11 protein-coding genes are annotated in these 21,063 nt (G+C 40.3%); 2 read left to right on the top strand and 9 right to left on the bottom strand.

What is annotated here, in order from left to right:
- Positions 1 to 9: 9 nt before the first annotated feature.
- Together PHT93_RS08195 and PHT93_RS08190 are read left to right on the top strand one after the other, a co-directional pair.
- The gene (locus PHT93_RS08195) at positions 10 to 2,667 is read left to right on the top strand and encodes a TonB-dependent receptor (RefSeq protein ID WP_300241647.1); all 2,658 of its coding nucleotides are present in this window, start codon (positions 10 to 12) and stop codon (positions 2,665 to 2,667) included.
- Positions 2,668 to 2,671: 4 nt separating this feature from the next.
- The gene (locus tag PHT93_RS08190) at positions 2,672 to 3,709 is read left to right on the top strand and encodes a DUF4249 domain-containing protein (RefSeq protein ID WP_300241645.1); all 1,038 of its coding nucleotides are present in this window, start codon (positions 2,672 to 2,674) and stop codon (positions 3,707 to 3,709) included.
- Here PHT93_RS08190 and PHT93_RS08185 read toward each other — a convergent pair.
- The 9 genes from PHT93_RS08185 to PHT93_RS08145 all read right to left on the bottom strand — a co-directional run bounded on the left by PHT93_RS08185 (position 3,686) and on the right by PHT93_RS08145 (position 20,828).
- Entirely contained in the window at positions 3,686 to 4,483 is a 798-nt protein-coding gene (locus PHT93_RS08185) for a hypothetical protein (protein ID WP_300241643.1), read from the bottom strand. The genes PHT93_RS08190 and PHT93_RS08185 overlap by 24 nt on opposite strands.
- A gap of 106 nt (positions 4,484 to 4,589) precedes the next feature.
- Positions 4,590 to 4,913 (bottom strand): hypothetical protein, encoded by a 324-nt coding sequence (locus PHT93_RS08180; protein WP_300241641.1) that lies wholly within the window; start codon positions 4,911 to 4,913, stop codon positions 4,590 to 4,592.
- 572 nt (positions 4,914 to 5,485) lie between these two features.
- Positions 5,486 to 6,913 (bottom strand): DUF5115 domain-containing protein, encoded by a 1,428-nt coding sequence (locus PHT93_RS08175; protein ID WP_300241639.1) that lies wholly within the window; start codon positions 6,911 to 6,913, stop codon positions 5,486 to 5,488.
- A 26-nt stretch (positions 6,914 to 6,939) separates the two neighbouring features.
- Positions 6,940 to 8,109: a SusE domain-containing protein gene (locus PHT93_RS08170; RefSeq protein WP_300241637.1), complete on the bottom strand. Its 1,170-nt coding sequence runs from the start codon at positions 8,107 to 8,109 to the stop codon at positions 6,940 to 6,942.
- A gap of 16 nt (positions 8,110 to 8,125) precedes the next feature.
- Positions 8,126 to 9,736, bottom strand: a complete 1,611-nt coding sequence (locus PHT93_RS08165; RefSeq protein ID WP_300241635.1) for a RagB/SusD family nutrient uptake outer membrane protein — start codon at positions 9,734 to 9,736, stop codon at positions 8,126 to 8,128.
- Positions 9,737 to 9,756: 20 nt separating this feature from the next.
- Positions 9,757 to 12,825 (bottom strand): TonB-dependent receptor, encoded by a 3,069-nt coding sequence (locus PHT93_RS08160; protein WP_300241633.1) that lies wholly within the window; start codon positions 12,823 to 12,825, stop codon positions 9,757 to 9,759.
- Positions 12,826 to 12,865: 40 nt separating this feature from the next.
- Positions 12,866 to 15,340, bottom strand: a complete 2,475-nt coding sequence (locus PHT93_RS08155) for a glycoside hydrolase family 2 TIM barrel-domain containing protein (protein ID WP_300241631.1) — start codon at positions 15,338 to 15,340, stop codon at positions 12,866 to 12,868.
- Between the two features lie 17 nt (positions 15,341 to 15,357).
- Positions 15,358 to 16,464 carry a glycosyl hydrolase 53 family protein gene (locus PHT93_RS08150; protein WP_300241629.1) on the bottom strand — a complete coding sequence of 369 codons (1,107 nt, stop codon included), beginning with the start codon at positions 16,462 to 16,464 and terminating at the stop codon, positions 15,358 to 15,360.
- 425 nt (positions 16,465 to 16,889) lie between these two features.
- On the bottom strand, positions 16,890 to 20,828 hold the full coding sequence (locus PHT93_RS08145; RefSeq protein WP_300241626.1) for a hybrid sensor histidine kinase/response regulator transcription factor: 3,939 nt from the start codon (positions 20,826 to 20,828) through the stop codon (positions 16,890 to 16,892).
- Positions 20,829 to 21,063 lie beyond the last annotated feature (235 nt).

Here is a 21,063-nt window from a genome sequence, read left to right as displayed (position 1 = left end):
TGATGTGTTATGCGTATTTTTTGTTTGTTTTTATTGTTTAACTGCTGTATTTCTGTTTCATACACGCAAATCAGAGGGGCTGTTCCGACGATCACTATTGATATGCGGGAAAAACCATTGAGGCATATCCTGACTGAAATAGAGAAACAAAGTGGTTTTTTCTTCTCTTATGAAACAAACTTATTAGACGATCTACCCCTTGTTTCATTTCAAGCTAAAAACGAAGCATTTACTTATTGCCTGAAACGTTTGTTTCAGAATCAGACGCTTTCTTATCGTATTACGGGGCAATATATTATTCTGAAACATAAACCGAGAATATATACTGTCAGCGGTTTTGTCAGAGATTCGGCTTCGTATGAAAATTTACTTAGTGCAACAGTTGTGGAAAAAAATTCCGGCGAGGGAACCTTAACGAATAGTTTTGGTTTTTACAGCATAAATCTGCCACCGGGAGAAGTAGTTTTGAAGGTTTCCTATGTTGGTTATCAAGTTCGCGAATTTAAATTCCGGATAGAAAAGGACACGCTTCTTGACTTACCTTTGGTCAGATCCGGATCATTAAAGGAGGTTGTCGTTCGCGGAGTCAGTCCTTCTTCTTCTGTTTTATATAGTAGATCCGGAGTAACAGATGTGCCTCCGAGACAAATAAAACAAACGCCGGCATTGTTGGGGGAAGCTGATTTAGTAAAAACAATCCAACTATTACCGGGAGTGACAGCCGGAATGGAAGGGATGAGCGGCATTTATGTGCGGGGAGGCAATGTGGATGAAAATCTTTTCTTATTAGATGGCAACCCGGTTTACCATATGAATCATATGCTCGGTTTCTTTTCCGCATTTAATCCGGATGCAATAAAGAAAGTCACCTTTTATAAAGGAAGCTTTCCTGCCGAATATGGGGGAAGGCTTTCTTCCGTAGTAGATGTTCGTATGAACGATGGTGACCGTCAGGAATATCACGGAAATTTATCAATCGGGCTTCTCTCCGCCCGGGCAAATCTGGAAGGGCCGATAGTAAAAGGACGAAGTTCTTTTCACGTCTCCGTGCGGCGTACGTGGTTGGACTTGATAACGTGGGGGATACTCTCTTCACAGAACAAAGACAGAGATGATATAAGCGTAGGGGGATATCATTTTTTTGATATTAATACGAAGGTAAATCATTCTTTCTCTGATCGCAGCCGGATGTATCTTAGTTTTTACATGGGACAAGACAGTTATCATGAAGGAGAAAAAAGCAAAGTAAGAGACGATCTGACGGATCTGAAATGGCGCTGGGGAAATTTGCTTGCTTCTGGAGGATGGACTTATGTATTCTCTAATGGGTTATTTGGAAATTTCATAGCCGGTTATTCTCGATACAGATCACGGATTTTAACAGAAGATGTGAAAGTACATCTATTAAAAAAAGACAAGATTAAACAGATCAATAGTGTGACGGGCAACTACAGTTCCGAGATGGAGGATATTAGTTTTCGTACGTCTTTTGACTATAGGCCGGAATCAAAACACAACTTTAAGTTCGGCTCAGACTATCGTATGCATGTATTCAATCCCGAAAACAACAAGTTGAAGACCTTATACATCGACTCTCTCGTGATGCAGAATACAAACACCATCTTTTCTCATTCGCGATTATTAGGACACGAAATCTCACTTTTCGGTGAAGACGAAATACGTTTGTCTGAGCGCTTGAACGTAGTGGCCGGTTTGCGTTATACGCTTTTTAATGTGGAAGGAGAAACGTATCATTCATTTCAGCCACGTGTCTCTGCGAGATATTTATTACATGAAAAGGTGGCGATTAAAGCGGCCTATAGCAAAATGAATCAATATATTCATTTGCTGTCAAACGGAAATGTAACTCAGCCAACCGATATCTGGGTTCCCGTAACGAAGCATATCCGCCCAATGTATTCGCAACAGTTTGAAGTTGGCGGTTATTATCAACCGACTAAAGAATATTCTCTTTCCCTTGAGGCATTTTATAAATATCGCGACAATCTGATAGAATACAAAGACGACAGTTTCGCTTTAACGGCATTCTCCGAATGGGAGGAACGGGTTGCCTTAGGGAAAGGATATGATTATGGAATAGAATTACAAGCTACAAAAACAGCAGGAAAGACAACCGGTAGTGCTTCATATACGCTATCCTGGTCGGATTGCCGGTTTCCGGATGGTTCGGTAAACAAAGGAAAACGATACCCTTCCCGCTTTGATAACCGGCACAAAATAAATTTAACGTTATCCCATAAATTATCCCGGAAAGTAGAGTTTACAGCGAATTGGATGTATGCCGGAGGGAATAGAATGACCGTTCCAGATCAGATCTATATAGTTGACACTTCATTGGGGACAAATAGTAATCATCCTTTTTTAAATCAGCAATTTGTTGCTGTAGCGAATGACAGAAATAATTATCGATTGCCTGCATTTCACAGATTAGATGTTGGCGTAAATTTCTACCGGTATAAGAAAAAAGGACGGATGGGCATCTGGAATATAAGCATATACAACCTTTATAACAGGATGAATGTATTTAATGCCACAACAACTCTTATTCCACATATTAGCTCCGGCTCTTCTGTTGTTGACGTAGAATTAGAGAAAACTACGCTTTTTCCTATCTTACCCTCTGTTTCATATACCTATAAATTTTAGTGCAATGAAAGGATATAAGCAACTTTATTTCTGGTCTTTTCTTCTGATTTTCCTTTCTTGTGTGAAGGAAGATACTATTAAGATAAAAATAGGCGAACCCAAATTGGTATTGAATGCAGGCATTAAACCGGGACAAGAGATAACAGCCTTTTTGACTCAGTCTGCTGCTGCAGGAAGCTCTCTGCAAGATTTGGAACTGAAAACACCTCCTACCATTCGTGTTTATATCAATAACGAATTCAAAGGAAATATGATAAAGGAAAAGGAAGAGGAGACTGATGGATATTACGGCGAACTAATTAAAGGGCTTTATTCACTTCCTGAAATAAAACCTGCAACCGGAGATAGAGTAAGATTGGAGGCAGAAGCGATCGGGTTCGAAACGGTTTCAGCGGAAATAAAAATTCCGGAAGCTCCTGAGATGCTCTTGGTTGATACTGTTCGCTATTTGTCAGGCTATTCTAACCAAGAAAAAATGCGTTTATACATTAAGCTAAAAGACAAACCTCAGGAGAATAATTATTATCGGGCGATACTGAAGAGTCAAATGTCGGACGAAGGAGATGGATCTGTAACTCCCCGCACGAACCAATTCTACGAAGAATATGTGTATGATTACGGGAGTTATAACGTAATGGTTGATTATGAAGATATTGTGTTCACGACTGATCTGCCGATGCATATATTAAACGGTTCCAGACAGAATTACTATGGTATTTTTTCAGATAATTTATTCAACGGAAAAGAATATATTCTACGGCTTTCTTTTTCTACCTATTTTTACAATTACACAACAAAAGAAGAAGATAATAAGGCTAAATACCGGCTTAGACTAATCTCCATAACAGAAGATTATTACAATTATTATAAACAAAGCAATCTGTTATCGTTTAGCGTTGGCAGTATTCAATTGGCTCCTTCAAGAGAATTTCTGAACACTTATTCTAATGTAAATAATGGATTCGGACTTGTCTTTGCGTATAATGAATCAATTCAGGATATTATTGTAAATCGCAACTTAATGGAAGATGGGGAAGAGTAAAAACTGTCGTTCCCATTTATTTTTCATCGGGTTAAATTCATATTGCATTCCCGCACCAATACTTAAATCCTTGTTAAGTCTAAATTCTAAAGCACCACCGATATTATTATGATAGAAAAGAGGATTCATCGCCATATGCGGGTTGCTCCATTCTTTGTTTGCGTAGCCGGCATATTGTCCCCAAGCTCTCACTTTAAGCCAGTCTGTGGCCTGAAAACTTGCATGCGTATTTGCTCCTGAAACTAATCCGGGACTCATATTGAACGGCGTGAAATAGCGCGCGACATACCCACCACCTCCAATTTCCCAAGGTCCGCTATGCCAGGTTAAGTCGGGGTTGATTGAAGTCTGTCCTCCTAATCCCATCCATGTTTGCTGTTGGCCGGCAACTGAAAACATAAGATTTTCATTTAAGGGAAAGAACTCCACTTCTTCAAAATCAAAAACGGTAGGAGAAACTCTCTTTTTCATAAGAGCAAATTCATCATAATAAGGTTTATATGCCCCCGACATTACTTGCATGTCCATTGGCCGTTCATCCAGTTTTGTTGTAGTCCCCGGTTCGTACGTCTTAAGCTGTTCAGTAATCATACGAGTAGAAGCCGGCGTATAAGATTTATATGAAAACTCAGGTATATTAAAATTAAACTCAACATATTTAGGCAAAGCAATAATCTTACCCTCCTTATTTAACATAAAAGTAAAATCAGACTGGGCGTACAAAAACAACCCTCCCCACAACAAGAAAAACAAAACAAAGCATATTCGTTTCATAATCATCAACTTTTCTCATGCAATATACATATTTTGTTTTAAGGAGCAATACGTTTAACAACCATAAAAAAAATACTTTTTACCTTAAGAGTATAAACTCCTGAGTTTATACTCTTAAGGTAAATTTCTCTCCGGTTTTTCTTTCAAAGCTTTGAATAAAATCTATAAAACCAATTTTTGCACTTGTTAGAGACACTAGTTTGCCTTCAAAAGAGGTTTGAATATACAAACATTCGTCCTTTCGTAAGTCTTTACTTTTTAGAAATAACTCATTCACACATTCGCTCATCTTTTCTATGAGATCCTTGATTTTAGAATCTTTTTTGTCAGACGAACTTACTACCTGAATTAAATCCAACATACTTGCATGGGTTCTTAACATTAGCTCAATTAATTCTCTGTTTTTTAATGAATCTACTGACTGTTCCATTAGATATTTTATTAGATTAAGAAATTGATAAACACTTTTTGGTATAGATAATAAATAAAAAAGCGTGGGAACTGTATTCTGTTTATCTATCAATCAGGTTCTCGCAAAACCCTTTGGTATGGATAAACAACAGTAGCCCACGCCAATATATATATTATCTATGTTCAAGATAAGTATATACCAAAGACGTGAGCGTTGTTGCTATCATCCTCATACCATTTCAAAAATTTGCGAGATTTGACTGATAAGGATAATTTCAATAACGTACTCTTAATTCTATGTCTTACTGCATGCTAACTCTTTAACATACGGTATCAATGCAAATATATGTTTTTTTTAACAGAAAGTTAATTCTGTTTCTCTCCTTTCTTTAACGTTCTATTAATTTGTAAGAAATACAGTGGCACATAAGCTCTTATATAATAAGAAAAACAATCAAACAGTTATATTGCTGTAACTGCTTGATTGTTTACGATCTTAAAATCGGATCTGGGCCGATTATTTGCTTCACAACATATACAACTGTGATACAGCTGATTGTGAATTTAAAAAATACTGAAAGGAATTACTTTCTATTGAACCTTTTCAATAGTATAATAAATCTTATCCGAAGCACAACGAGTGGTATAAAGCTTAATTGTATATGTTCCCGCTTCATCTATTTTAAGATTTTCACCATCCTGAGATAGATCATCTTTGGTTCCGCCTAAATTAATTCCCCAATCCTTGTTTGCAACAAACTTCAACTCTCCTACATTTAATTCGGCTGTAATCGACCAGGATTCATCTGCCGGATTCCAAATCATATCCGGAGCAACTGTTGCATCCCAAGCGGCCGATGTAGCAGGGCCGACAATTCCCCATGAAACGGCTGATGCAGTTAGTTTTCCATCCGGAAGATTTGCTTCAATATAATAAAATCCGGGAACAGTCATATTGATATTAGTACCTTCATCATTTATAAGACCGTCACTGACAGTTGTAAAATCATTCCAATTATATTCAGCATCCCAATTACGCGCTTTTGTAAACTTAAAGTTCTCATTCAGATAACTGAAACCCGTATATACGCCATCATAGCCGGGTGAACGAAGCGCGGGAGCATTTTCTACAGCCCAGGAAGCTGTTATAGATTGATGGTTGCCCGGAATATAAATGAACTCTTCAAAAGACAGTTCTTGAATAGTATAGGTGTAATCCATCATATTCAGAGTCATTTTATACATTCCCGCTTTCAATATCAGACCAGCCTTTGCGTCTTTATTAGTTAAAGTACCATCCGGGCTCGTATCCCCATCTGTCTCTACTCCGACAACACCCGGATTAGCCCAGAAATCGTCCGTATCAATATTGCTTTTGGGAATAATTTTCCAATATTGGTTGTCTGCGGTAGCCGTAAAGACCAAAGTGAAGACCGGGTCTTCGTAAACATCCTGACCGCTATGGTTGAATGCTTTCATGCCATCGGCACTCCAACCGGAGGTTATTGTATTTCCATCGGTATCTTTTATATCCAACATGTCTCCTACCAAATAATAGGCATCGGAGATATCCGGTGCAGCCAAAGTTACATTCACGGCCACCGGATCAGATTTCAAAAGAAATCCATGACCTTCTTTCTTTACATTGGCATAAACGACAACTGATAAAGCACGTTCTACCGGACGTTTGCCGTAAAGTGCTACAACAGTATTGGTTAGCTCTGCAGTATTTACATGTCCATTCATATCAACAGCCAATTCTTTTGTGCCGTCAATCATTGCCTTATAAGCAGTAACTTCTGCTCCGCTTGGAATATCTGCAGTTGCAGAAAACAAGGCTATAGTTTCCGACTCCACATCTGCCATATTGATAGAAGATACGGAAGTTGCCGTGAGCGACATATCAACAGGTTCCTCCGCATCAAAACCTTGTGGGGCTGCCCAATCGTCATAATCTCCTTTACAACCACTTAATACGAGAGCTGTAAAGAACAAACTATATATTATATTTTTCTTCATATTCGTTTCTCTTTATAATTCCTGAATTATTTGCTAAAGAAATGATAGTAACCGTCAATATCATTCAGTATAACCACATAACTTCCTGCAGTTACCGGAACATTGGCTCCCCCATTTACACCAAATCCATAAGGAAAAGTATCAGCTCCCCAGTTAGGAGTCCAGCCGGAATACAAGAATTTTGCTGTTGTGTCTCCACCGGTCGCATCCAGTTCATATTTCCAGATATGATTTATTACCCCTTCAACTGTGTTTACAGGAGACATTGTGGTTTCCTCTCCCCAACCATTGAAATCGCCTGAAATGAATAATTTGTCATAAACATTTCGGGGCTCATCTGTTGCAACAATAGAGAGTACATTCTCTTTTGTATTCAAGGAAATCTTATAGTATCCGCTTACAGGAACAAAGAAGTCACTGCCTTCTCCATCGGCATCTTTCAGGCGAGGTTTGTTAAAGTCTCCCCCATCGGCTCCCCATTGATCATCCCATTCACCGGGAACTCTTACAATTTTGAAGCCCTTGTCAGAAGGGAAATAACCAATGTAAGTCAAATCTCCTTTACCTGTTACATCATCGTATTTAGCTCCTTCAACAGGCGATAATGGAATAACACCGGTACCTATTTCACTACCCCAGGAACCATCACCAATACAACCGCCAATCAAATACCACAATTCCGGATCTGCGGCGACTAATGCAATATAATAAGGGTCGATCGATAGTTCTATAACATTTGAATAGCATTCATATCCAGCAGCCAGTGCTGCTTTCATTCTTATGTACAGCGGCATACCGTCAGCAGGAAGCTGTCCCTCATCTGTAAAATTGCCTAATTTCATTACCGCCTTGTTCACTAAATCAGCCGCAGCTCCAAACTCGCAAACAGTAACAGAGCCGTCTAATTCAACATATGTTGCATCATCCAATTCTACCGAAGTTGCCTCATTCCAAGTACCGGAAACTGAAAGTTGCGCGTAATACGTAACAGGCGCGGTATAACCATATTCCGGCTGTTTATAGGTGAGTCTGATAGAATCAGTATTTTCCAAATCATAGACATTGCCTCCTAATGCAGGCATATTCAATTCAAAAGTGCTTGGTTGCTGTATTGTCGGATTAGAATCTATATCATCCGAACATGCAGCAAATATTGCTAACCCTGCTAAGAGCAAAGTGAATAAACCTTTTTTCATATTCTGTTCTTTTTTATTAATAACCCGGATTCTGAATTAAATTGGAGTTGTTCGCCAAATCGTTTTCAGGAAGAGCAAAAATCGATCTGTTAGCACTAAACTGTGCGCCTTGATAAGTACCTCCCATCCATTCCCATTTGTAAGATGCTTGCCCGGCATATTTATTAAAACGAACCAAATCCATACGACGACGACCTTCAAACCAAAATTCTCTTGCCCACTCATCGCAAATATCGTCTAATGTATAAAGATTACGTTGGGCAGCATTAGCACGGGATCGAAGCACATTTATTTTCTCCTTTGCGTCCGCATTAGTACCATTCAAACGCGTTGAAGCTTCGGCATAAGTTAAGTATGCTTCGGCAACACGAAAGAGAGAAAGGTCGGCATTAACATAATCAACCACCTGATTAGACTGTCCATCCGAACGGACATTGCGGAACTTTACACAAGCAAAGCCTGCGGTTGCGTCCGTTTCATCTTCAATGGAAGCAGAAAAGCCGTTTCCATAGAAAAGAGCACGATCATCATTAGCCGGTGCCGTCATTTCAGCAATCGTCTTTCCTGCAGGTGGAGTTGTTGTATAGAATTTATCAAGCAAAGGTTTACGAACCCGGACACATTTCCCCCAACTACAATTCGTTCCCGAAGGAATAGTGGCATCCATTGTTGAACTATAAGAAGCAAGTATCAAAAAATTCATTCCGCCATAACTTTTTGTTGTAACGCCATCAAATAGTATTGGAAAAATAGTTTCATATTGCGCTCCATTCGTGTTATTGTCTGCTAAGAAAAGCATTTGATAAGCAGAATAAACCTCACCGGTTACAGGATTTGTCGCTCCGGTTGTACACAAACGGTAATATCCGTTATTAATGACTTTTTGCGCATAATCCATCGCATTCTGCCATTGAGCAGTACCCGTATAAACTTCCGCATTCAAATAAAGCCGAGCCAATAAGTTCCACGCGGCGACCTTATCCACGCGGCCATACGTGTTTTGTCCGGCTTCCGCCATATCGGTTTCGCATTCCTTCAGTTCTTTTTCTATATAATCGAAATACTGAGTGCGGGTATAACGTTCTGCTAATTCAGAAGAAACACTCTCCGTAAATGCGGCATTTCCATACAAATCCATTATATAGTAATACTGTAATGCACGTATAAACCGGATTTCCGCCCGTTCCATAGATGATGTTCCATCATCAGGAACTTGTTCCAGGAAGAAATTACATAATGTAACCGTAAAATAAAGCCGATAATAAAGTCCGATAGAAAATGCAGCGCTTGCCCCGTAAGAATTATGAAGCATTTCATCCATACCGGTATCTGTGAGCCAGATCCAGTGAGCTTCATCTGTGGTCAGTTCATTCAGATTCCACGCCATACGGAAAAATTCCGAACGCCCCTCGTCCATATCGGCAATATCCGCATTCCCGCTCGGACCGGTCTGGCCGGTCAAACAGAAACTTGCATATATCTTATTAAAAAGTGCATCTTGATCTAAAGTCATTGTTTGCTGCGGATTGATAGGATCGACATCCAGATCGCCGACACAAGACGAGAACCCCGTCATAAGCATCAGAGCGGCAAGCAGAATAAATGATTTTATATTTTTGAATTTCATATTACTCTTATTTTAACAGATTAAAAATTAAGGTTAACACCAAAGATTCCCATGAAAGGGCGAGGATAAATGCTACCATCATACCCTCCGTTAATTTCAGGATCCAGACCTTTATACTTGGTTATCGTAAAGACATTCTGAGCTGTGAGATAAGTACGTCCGCTGATTTTTAATCCAAACAGTTTTTCAAAAGAATAGCCCAACGTAATATTATCACATTTTAAGAAAGAAGCATTCTGGATGAAATAGTCGGAAAGAGCATCCAACGCATCTGCTTTACTCCAATTTTTGGCTAATGACATTTGCGGTACATTATGCCATGCATTGCCTGAGTAAATACCTGTAACCGACAAATCCGAACGATTACATTCTACAGCATTATAGGCATAATTACCCAAATTGGTACGAAGAGAGAAGCTAAAGTCCCAATTCTTATAAATCAGTTTTGAAGTCAGACCCATTAATACATCCGGATCGGATTTCTTATAGAAATAACGGTCATTATCATTGATGATACCATTTCCGTCACGATCCACAAATTCACCTTCTATCGGCTGACCTTTTTCATCGTACACTTGCTGATAGGTGTAATAGGCAGAAACAGCCTCACCTACGGAATATCCTTTGATACCATTAGAACCACTATCTCCAACGGCAATACCACCATGACGTATGATATATTTCTCACCCGTACTCTTCACCAGTGCATCAATCTCATTTGTATTATGAGTAAGATTGAAACCCAGCTCCCAACGCCAATCTCTCTGCTGAACAGCTCTCCATGTCATTGCAAACTCAAAACCTTCATTATGCAAGGAACCAATATTACTCGTCACTTTATTTTTGAAGTTTGAGCCGGCTGCTACATAAACGTCATTGATCAGATCTTTCGTCTTACGATAGTAATAATCTAAATTGGCCGTAATTCTGTTATCCAGAAAGCCTAAATCAACTCCAACGTTATAAGTAGTCGTCTTCTCCCAGGTCAAATCACTGTTATAAGCATCCGGACGATACGTGCTGCCTTCACCTAAAAGAGGATAATAGGCACCCTCTGAATTGGGTGTATAGGAAGCAAAATAGGTATAATCTCCAATACCTTCTTGTTGCCCTGTAATACCATAGCCCGCACGAAACTTAAAATCGGAAATGGCGTCCACATCCTTCATAAAGCCTTCTTCTTTTATCTTCCAAGCCAACGCGGCGGAAGGGAATAATCCCCAACGATTTTTCTTAGAGAAACGAGACGAACCGTCATCACGTAAAGTGAACGTCACTAAATAGCGATCAAACAAAGAATAGTTCATACGCCCGAAGAAGGAAATCAAATAGTTTTCAGTCTTATATAATGTGTTCTCCGACGGATTGTAGATTTCTCCGGCATGTTCCATATTGGTGTCCGGATAAGTTCCATAGTAATAATAATCAGACTCTTTATTGAAATGTTGCCATTCATAGCCGGCCATGATATCAAAATGATGTACTGATCCAAAATCTTTCATGTATTGGGCATACATATTCAAAGACAGGTTGTACGTATCTTGTGAATCCCAACCGACACGTCCGTAATAATAATTGTCCGTATCAAAACGACTGTATTTTTTATTCGTCTTGCCACTGGCAACGTCCATACCTCCGTTCACATGTAAATGGAGATCTTCGAAGCCGTGTATTTTATAGTCCAGCTCGATATTACCCATCAACACTTTCGACTTTCCTTTATCCGTACGGTTCTTTAACAAACCTACGGGGTTAGGGGTAGCCAACGTATTAATATTATGTTTCCATTCATAGTCTTTCCAATCTACAGTTTCAGGCCATTCCCAATATCCACCGAAGTTTTTATCGTAAAATTCTGTTCCGCCATAAACCGGTTTGGTAGGATCCATCGAAGTCGCAGCTCCAATAGCGTCTGTGTTGGCGTAACTTGTTTCTGAATACATCCCCTTTGCATTGAAGTTTACTTTCAAATGATTATCAAGAAGGGACGGGGAGAGATTTAAACTGGCCGTATAACGTTCAAAACTTGATGTTTTCAAGATACCCTGCTGATTGGTGTAACCCGCAGAAACACGATAAGGCATATTCTTCAAACCTCCGGAAACGGTGATGTTGTGGTCTGTATTGACCGCCGTACGGTAAATTTCATCCTGCCAATTCGTATCCGCGAAAACATGTTCGCCTTGCGCATTCGTATAACCCAATGTCTGATACTCCGCACTTGCAATAAATTCTTCATCAGAATAACCATAGGTGTTTTGCACAAGGTCCATATACTCTTTGGCATTCAGCACATCGAGTTTATTGGTAACCATACTGACCGACACATTACCATTGTACGATATACGAGGCTTCGAATTACTTTGTCCCTTTTTCGTTGTAATTAAAATAACACCGTTTGACGCCCGAGATCCGTAAATAGCCGTAGCTGAAGCGTCTTTCAACACCGTAAAACTTTCGATATCCGCCGGATTAACCAAAGCCAAGGGGTTTGAAAGTCCTTGTACGCCGTAATTATCCATGGCAAGTCCGTCGATAACAATCAACGGATCATTACTGGCATTCAATGATGAACCACCACGAATACGGATAGTAGCCCCACCACCCGGTTCGCCACCATTATTAACAACATTAACACCGGCAATCTTACCTTGTATCATGTCCTGAGCGGATGTTGTTAAACCTTTGTTCATTTCGTCCGGTTTAATTGCTGTAACAGATCCCGTCAAGTCGTTCTTCTTAGCGACACCGTAACCAATAACCACAACTTCATCCAGTAATTCAGTGTCTTCCTCCAAAGTCACAACAACATTGGGGGCGGCTGCAACTTCCTGAGTTTTATAACCAATAAAAGAAATAACCAAAGTAGAACCTTTCGGAACATTTATCGAGAAATTACCGTCAAGATCAGTAATTGTTCCATTTGTGGTATTTCCTTTTTCTACAATACTTGCGCCTGTCACTTCACCCAAGGCATCTTTAATATGCCCTTTCACGGTGATGTTTTGTGCATAAACGCCTATTGACAAGAATAGCCCTAAAATTAGGGAAAGAATCGTTCGACTGATTCTAAGATTAACTTGCTTCATGCATTCATTAAATTAATGTTAACAATAATTTTCTATACTATCATTCTAAAACAGAAATAATTAGTTTTCCCGCTTTCAAGCCTTTAGCCTTAGCCTCAAAGACAATCTCGCCGGCTTGTTCGTTGCTTTGTACAATAGCCGTCAGTTGTCCGCTAAAAGCAGGCATCTGAGGCAAATGAAACAAATCAAGACTGGTCGGGTCGCCATTTGCAGCCGCGCGATACTTGCCCGTTCCTTTGACCGTAAAAGACACCTTATGATTGGCAGCCGGACAGAGATTTCCATCCTTATCAACCACGCGTACCGTAATATACGCCAAGTCTTTCCCATCTGCAGAAAGTTGAGCGCGGTCTGTCACGACCTCCAGATGGTGAGGTTTACCGGCTGTACGGATTATTTTCTCTTCGGATGGTGCACCGGAAGCATCATAAGCCACCACCTTTATTTCACCCGGTTCATAGGGTACATCCATCCAAATCAGGCGATAGCGGCGCTGTAAAGCCAACGAATCCTTGCCGACCAAAGCACGGCTTTCTTCGGATGTGAGTTTGCGTTGTTTCCCATAGCTCTTGCCGTTGACAAACAATTCGGCTGACGGATAATTCGTATAAACAAAAACCGGCGTATTTTCTCCTTCTCTTCCCGGCCATGTCCAATGAGGAAGTATGTGCAGGGTATTCGCCTTCTTATTCCAAAGACTGCGATACAAATAGTAACGATCTTTCGGAATACTTGCCAGATCTATAATACCAAACAGTGAACTGTGACTGGGCCAGGCATCCGTATCATACGGAGAAGGTTCCCCCAAATAGTCAAAGCCTGTCCACACGAACTGTCCGATCGTCCAGGCATAATCGTCTGCCAAAGCAAAATCCTTATCCGGCACATTAGACCAAGAGCAATACTCCAAGTCATAACCTGACGATTGATGATCGTCATATTTAGCATCGGCACGTTTCAATACAGGGAATTTATAAACACCACGAGAACTAACGGTTGACGAAGTTTCAGAACCAAGCACAATGTTTTGTGGCAGTTTCTGATAAGCCTCCATATAACGATGCGCACGATAATTGAATCCCGGCACATCTATCATAGCAGCGAAGCCATTGGCCAACACACAGGAAACCTGATCCATACCGCATGTCACCGGACGTGTCGGATCTTCGCGATGACAAATATCCTGTAAGAAAGAAGCAACCTTATACCCCTCCGGACTACATTGAGTCGGAACTTCGTTACCGATACTCCACATCACAACACTTGCATTGTTACGGTAATGGCGCAACATATTTACCATATCCCGTTCCACCCACTCATTAAAATAGCGATGATAACCATTCTCGCATTTAGCAATATCCCATTCATCAAAAGGCTCTACCATTACCATAAAACCCATCTCGTCGCAAAGCTCTATCAATTCAGGAGCGGGCATATTGTGCGCAGTACGGATAGCATCGCACCCCATATCCTTCAGTAACGTGAGTTGACGGCGAAGGGCTGCCGTATTAATAGCCGCACCCAACGGCCCTAAGTCGTGGTGGTTGCATACACCCTGAAATTTGCGATGCTTACCGTTCAGAAAGAAACCCTTATCCGCGACAATCTCGATGCTGCGAATACCGAAACGGGTGGTATATTCATCGGTTTGTTTGTCGCCAACATAAATTTTAGAGATAGCTTTATATAAATGAGGAGTCTCGGGCGACCAGAGAGAAGGAGCATCAATCAAAAAGTTCTGCTCAAAAGGTTGCCCGTGATTTATCTTGCGAATATTGTCTTTTGCGGCAACCACATTCCCTTCCGGAGAAATAATATTCGTAACAATACGTACCTCCCTGTTTTCCGCTCCGACAACCGTAGTCAACAGTCGCACAGAAGCGTAATCGTCTGCCACATGCGGGGTTGTAAGTTGTGTGCCCCAAACCGGTACGTGAACTTGCTCCGTTGTAACCAAACGTACATTACGATATAAGCCTGCTCCTGGATACCAACGGGAAGATTGCGGTTTATTTTCCAGACGCACAGAAAGCGTATTCAGTTGTCCGTCCTTATATATATAAGGTGTCGCATCAAAATGAAACGAATTATAGCCAAAAGGCCAGAAGCAAGCCTCCTGTCCGTTGACATAGATACGCGCTTCACTCATAGCGCCATCAAAGATGAGTGTCACTTGCTTATCAGTCGGGGCCTGAAACGTAGTGCGATACCAGCCTACACCTACATATGGCAATCCACCGGTACGTCCGGTTTTAACAGAAGCCTGTTTTTCAAAGTTCTGCATAACCGCCACATGCTGTAAATCATTACTTCGATCAAAAGGACCAAAGATAGCCCAGTCATGAGGGACATTAACTGTTTCCCACTTGGTATCGTCAAAGTCAGCTTGCGATGCATCAGGCATATCACCTTTAAGGAACTTCCAATTTTTATCAAGGAAAATTTCCGCACGTTGCCCCATAACCAACAACGGGAAAAGAAGGCAACAAAGTGAAGTCAATAGTTTCTTATTCATAATACAATAGTTCTGTTTTATTTGAAGGCATCCATTATTACAGTAGGACGTCCATCTTCTGTAAATGCTCCCAAACGATATTGACTGGGTTTGCATTCCGGCTCCCAATAGAATACCCCTTTACAACGACCGTCAGTATTCTCCATACATTCTTTCAGGATTCGGTCTAATTGTCTTTTCCCCTCTGCCAGGACAGCTGATGTTGCCAGATTTCCACTGGCATCAGCACATTCCATTCCGGTTTCCACAATCATTACATCACAATTATACTTGGTACTTACCTTCTGTATATTCGCGGTGCAATCCGTAATAACCGAATCGGCTGTTGTATAACTAAAACTGGTGTTTTGCATTGCCCAATAAGGATAGAGAGACATACCGATCATATCCCATTTGGCTCCATTGTTTTTCAGAATATCCAGATTCCAATTATATAGTCCGTTGCTAAATCCATTGTCTAAATGAGCGATTACAATAGCCTCCGGGAAGACCTTCTTTACAGCATCATACCCGGCGGAAAACAGTCCGGCATATTGTTTCGGATTCTTGTCTGCCTGTCCCATATCCCATAAAAATCCATTGCTTGTTTCATTGCCTACCTGTACCCACTTCGGAGTGATTTGGTTTTCTTCTAATAATTGCAACACCTCATTCGTATGGTTTGCAACAGCTGTTTTCATCTGTTCATAGGTATATGATTTCCATGCGGCCGGGATATTCTGCTTACCCGGATCTGCCCACCAGTCGCTATAATGAAAATTCACCATAATGTCCATACCGAGCGCTTTAGCTCTCTTGGCCTTCACCAGCAAATCCTCTTTATTACACCAGTTATCATGTTCTTCAGGATTCACCCAAACCCGCAGACGGACCGCGTTAAGTCCAAGTTCTTTCATCAGTTCAGTACATTCTCGTTTCTCTCCTGCGGCATTAAAAAAATTATATCCCTTAGCTTCATACTCGGTCATCCAACCGATATCGGCTCCTTTTGCAAATACAATTTCCGTAGTCTCATCATTATCATCAGATTTATCATCCTGAGATTCTGTTTTACCTTCATTACTACATGCAAATAAAGCAAAAGCAAGACTAAAGAACAGCGTAAAATACGTCATGTGTTTCATGGTTGCACTAATTATAATATGTTTTTTCAAGTAATCAAATTCAGGCTTTACCCGATACCGGCAAATGTAGAACAACACCTGTTTTTCCCAAAGCAGATTTCGGACATAAGAGGATAAAAAACAGACAAACCCTCACTGGAAAGGCTCAAATGATGGTTGGATGGATAAAAAGAGTATTATACCCGTTGGCGGAATTAAATCAGTGTATATTTCATGCCGGTTCAAAAGCTTGGCAAAAAGCTAAAATTTGATTCATAGTAATAAGAAAAAAAATATAAAGGTTATTTTTCCAATTATAAAGGATATTTTTGCAAAAATATCCTTTATAATTTTAAACCTATTTTTCTATTGATTTTCAACACCAAAAACAAAGCCTTACAAAAGGGGAATATATTAGTATATATTTGATCTTCTCTATGGAGCTGTTATTCATTTTGTGAATATTCCATATACGGATATTGTTTGGGAGTAAGTCCAAATTCAGACTGAAAGCATTTGGAGAAATAAGAGTGATTCGAGAAGCCCACCATATACATTACTTCTGCTACCGTAAACTTTTTTTGCTTCAATAGCATGGCTGCTTTCTTCATACGAATAGACTTGATGTATTCTACTGGCGTTATACCTGTTAGTTGTTTTAATTTACGATACATCTGTTTGTTACTTATCGCAGCCAGATCACAAAGCATATTCACATTCAGTTCGGAATCAGAAATATGTTCTTCAATCAGACGGGTAACGTTTGCTAAGAATTTCTCATCTTGAGAAACGGCCTCCATCGCCTTTGGGGTAGCCAACATTTCCATACGTGCTTTATCCTCGTGAACCTGTTTATTGTAAAGCAGTTGTTCTACCCGCAGAAGCAGAATGTCCGGTTCAAATGGTTTGGCGATAAATGCCTCTACGCGTAACTGAAGACTTTCGAGTTCTGTTTCCTTATCACTTTTTGCCGTTAACAGAATAACCGGAATGGTACTCGTAGGGATATGCTTCTTTAAACGGCGCACCATTTCAAATCCATCCATAATAGGCATCGTCACATCCGATATTATTAAATCAGGTAATAACTCCAGGGCAAGCTCCAAACCTACTTTACCATTTTCCGCAACACGACAATTATATTTGGCCTGCAGAATCTGGTAAATGAACTCTGCCACTTCTGCATTGTCGTCAATAATCAATATATGAGGAGCATCCGGAGACAAGGTGGCCAACGAAGAATCGGAAGTATCTATATGTGTAGCCTGCTCTTTATTCCCTACCGGCAGTGTAAGAGTTATAGTTGTACCTGTATTCTCTTCTGAAATCAGTTTCACGCTACCACCATGCAATTCCGTATATGTTTTCACCAAATAAAGGCCAATTCCCGTTCCTTCTTTTTTTCCTGCTGTTTTTGATGACTGAAAAAAACGTTGGAAAACATAAGGTTGATCTTGATAAGGAACTCCGATACCAGTATCTGAAACAGAAATACGGATGTCCTTCCCTCCTTCAGAGCCAAACAGAGAAAGGGTTATAGTTCCACCTTCCGGTGTGTATTTCACCGCATTTGATAAAAGATTATCTAATATAGACTCTAATTTGATCGCGTCCATCTGTATATACAGACATTCCTGATCGGAATGAAAAACAATATTAAGCTGTTTTTCTTTTATTTTCCCCTCCGTATAAAGCGCGAGTAAATCCCGGACAAAGGAAACCAATTCAATTTGTGATAAAATCAACAAAGCGCTATTGCCACTATCCACTCTGTTAAAATCCAGCCCTTGGTGAATCAATGAATTAAGTTTTATGGCATTACGCTGAACCTGTTCTAACTGCTTCTTTTCTTCGGGATTCTTGATTTCAGGCAGCATTTTACTGATGGGTGCAATAATCATGCTTAAAGGCGTCTTGAGATCGTGGGAAAGATTGGTGAAAAATTCCATTTTAGCACGCGACTGTTCCAGAATCTTTTCTTTCTCCAACCGTTCCAGCTTGAAACGGTTCTTTACCCGAAAAAAGTTAACAGTCCAAATAATCAGTACGCAGCATAGCAGGAAATAAAAGGCCTTCGCCCATTGTGTATAATACCAAGGAGGAAGAATATGGATATCCAGATGATATACTTTCTCAGACGGTTTCCCATAAGCATCCAACTTACTTACTTTCAATTGATAATCGCCATAAAACAAATTATTATAAGTAAGACGGTTGGCATTTGGAGCCAGAAAATTCCACTCACTATCTACTCCCTCAAGGCGATACACAATCCGGCTTTTTTCTTCCTTTGAATAAGGTAAGTCGGAAAATTCAAAAGCAAGGTTATTTTGTTTGTAGTTCAATCTTATCTGCTCTACACGGCGAATACTCTGATTAGCCTGTTCTACGTTGGGCTTATAAAGTTGGTTGTTTACATAAAGGGCGGTCAACAATAATGGCTGTTCAGGGTATTCAGCTAACAACGCATTGGGTGAGGAAATCGCAAATCCATCTGCAGTACCCAAGTATAACTTCTCCTCCTTCTTATCAAAGAACAAACTGGTAAATCGTTTATCACTAACACTTAACCGGCGTACTTCCAACGTCTGCTGATCCACAACCCATAATCCGTCGGTAGTGGATATCCATATTTTCCTGTCTGCCTCAACCATAGATAACACTTCGTAATGATTGAATGGATCAAGAGGGAGTACACCTATACTATCTCCCGAAGATGTTGCCCGCATTACTCCTCCCGGAAAGCCGATCCAAACCCAGCCATCATCACTACATAATACATAATTGGGCTTTTGTTCTTCCTGTATTTTGCCCGAAGTGATAGACGAGATCCTGTTTGTAGAAGGATTTATCTTATCTATGCAATTAGCACTGCTTAAAAGAGCTAACACATTGCCGTCTTTATCTGGGATTAGCTGATTAATAAACATGCCCGACAATCCGTTATCGGTACGGTATATCTTCTCTGCCATATACAGCTCGTTAGAAGAATTTGTAAGACGCTTCTTATCGACTACAAAAATTCCCCCCAGACAGGTAGCTATCCAAAACTGCCCGTCCGAATCTTCATAAAGATTATATGCCCAATTTGCATTGTAACGATGGGTGCTGTCCACTATATTATAATGTACGAATTGCTTACTTTCCGGATTATAGCGGCTGATACCTCCATCTGTAGCCACCCAAAGTTGTTGTTCACGATCTTCATAGAGATGCCTTACCCGGTTATGAGACAAGGGATATTTAGGATCACCCATCTTATACCATATCGAATTCTGTCCTTCACCCAGAGGGTCAGTAAAACGAATTAACCCGTTAGTCCCTCCAAACCAATAGGTCCCATAAACATCACGTAGCATGGAATAGAATTGATTACCCTCACCGGTTCCGGTAATCTGCGAAATTGAAATGTAACGCAATATACTGTTATGCCTTGACATGGAAATACCATAATCCGTACCCAACCAGATATTATGTTCGCGATCCGCGAAAATTGTCCAGATAATATTATTGGAAAGAGATTGCGGGTTACGAGAGTCATGTACGAGATGGGATAGAGATTTATCTTCCCGGTAAATATACAATCCGTTATCAGTACCGACCAATAATTGTCCGTTTCTATCTAAAGCTAACGATTTGATTGAATTATCATGAAAGACATCAATACGTTGCGTTTGTCCGTCTGCAAGTGCATATCTGAAAAGACTACCTTCAGTACCAATCCAGAGACAACCGCGCGTGGTATCTTCCAAGAGAGAGTTAACAAACTGATTACTTCTCCCTTTAATAACAGGAAGTTCTATTGGTTCTACTCTTCTGACAGCGGAATTATAACGACAACAACCGTTATACGTACCAATATATAGATTATTATCAGACGCACTGATCAGGGAGTAGATTGTCTGATGCGGCAATCCCTCTGTAACAGCAGTAAGTTTTTGGGAAACCGGTGAATAGGTATAAAGTCCATTCAGCGTGCCAAGCCATAAGAGGTCATCATAGAACGTCAGTGTACGGATATCTGTAGGAAAATCAACCTTAGGATCCTCATAAGTATCTGTTTTATAATTATAAATCAGCAGACCGTTATCAGCTCCCAGATAGAGATACGTACTATCTGCCACTACGCCACAATAAATCCAGGTGTTAACACGTTCGCCGAAAACGAAGTGAGGTTGTGAGGAATAACCATCATAACTAAATAATCCCTTGTTGGTACCGATCCAAATCAACCCTTGTGTATCCTGCAGGAAACAACTGATAAAAGAGGCTTCCGCCCCTAAGCTGATATTGTGGAACAACCTGTAATCAGACTTCTGACCTGACAAACGGCAAGGATAACATAGTTGTAACAGTGTTAAAAAGAAAAGAAGACGTCTGATCATACACAGTATTATATTATAAAGTCAGATAAAGATAAAATTTATCTGTAATAAAAACAAACGTTGTTTCGTGGCTACACGGGTTTATCTCTTGATTTAATTCCAACCTCAGGAAACCTTCAAACGGTATAAACGACCCTCCAAACAGACAATAAAAAAAGCAGCCACATCTCTGTAACTGCTTCATAATTTATGAGCCGAAAGCCGGACTCGAACCGGCGACCTATTCATTACGAAT

Origin of the sequence: Massilibacteroides sp. (genome assembly GCF_028705895.1) — a bacterium.
Taxonomy (GTDB): Bacteria; Bacteroidota; Bacteroidia; order Bacteroidales; family Tannerellaceae; genus Massilibacteroides.
The sequence above is the reverse complement of the archived record's forward strand: the minus strand, read 5'-3'. Positions and strand labels throughout refer to the sequence as shown.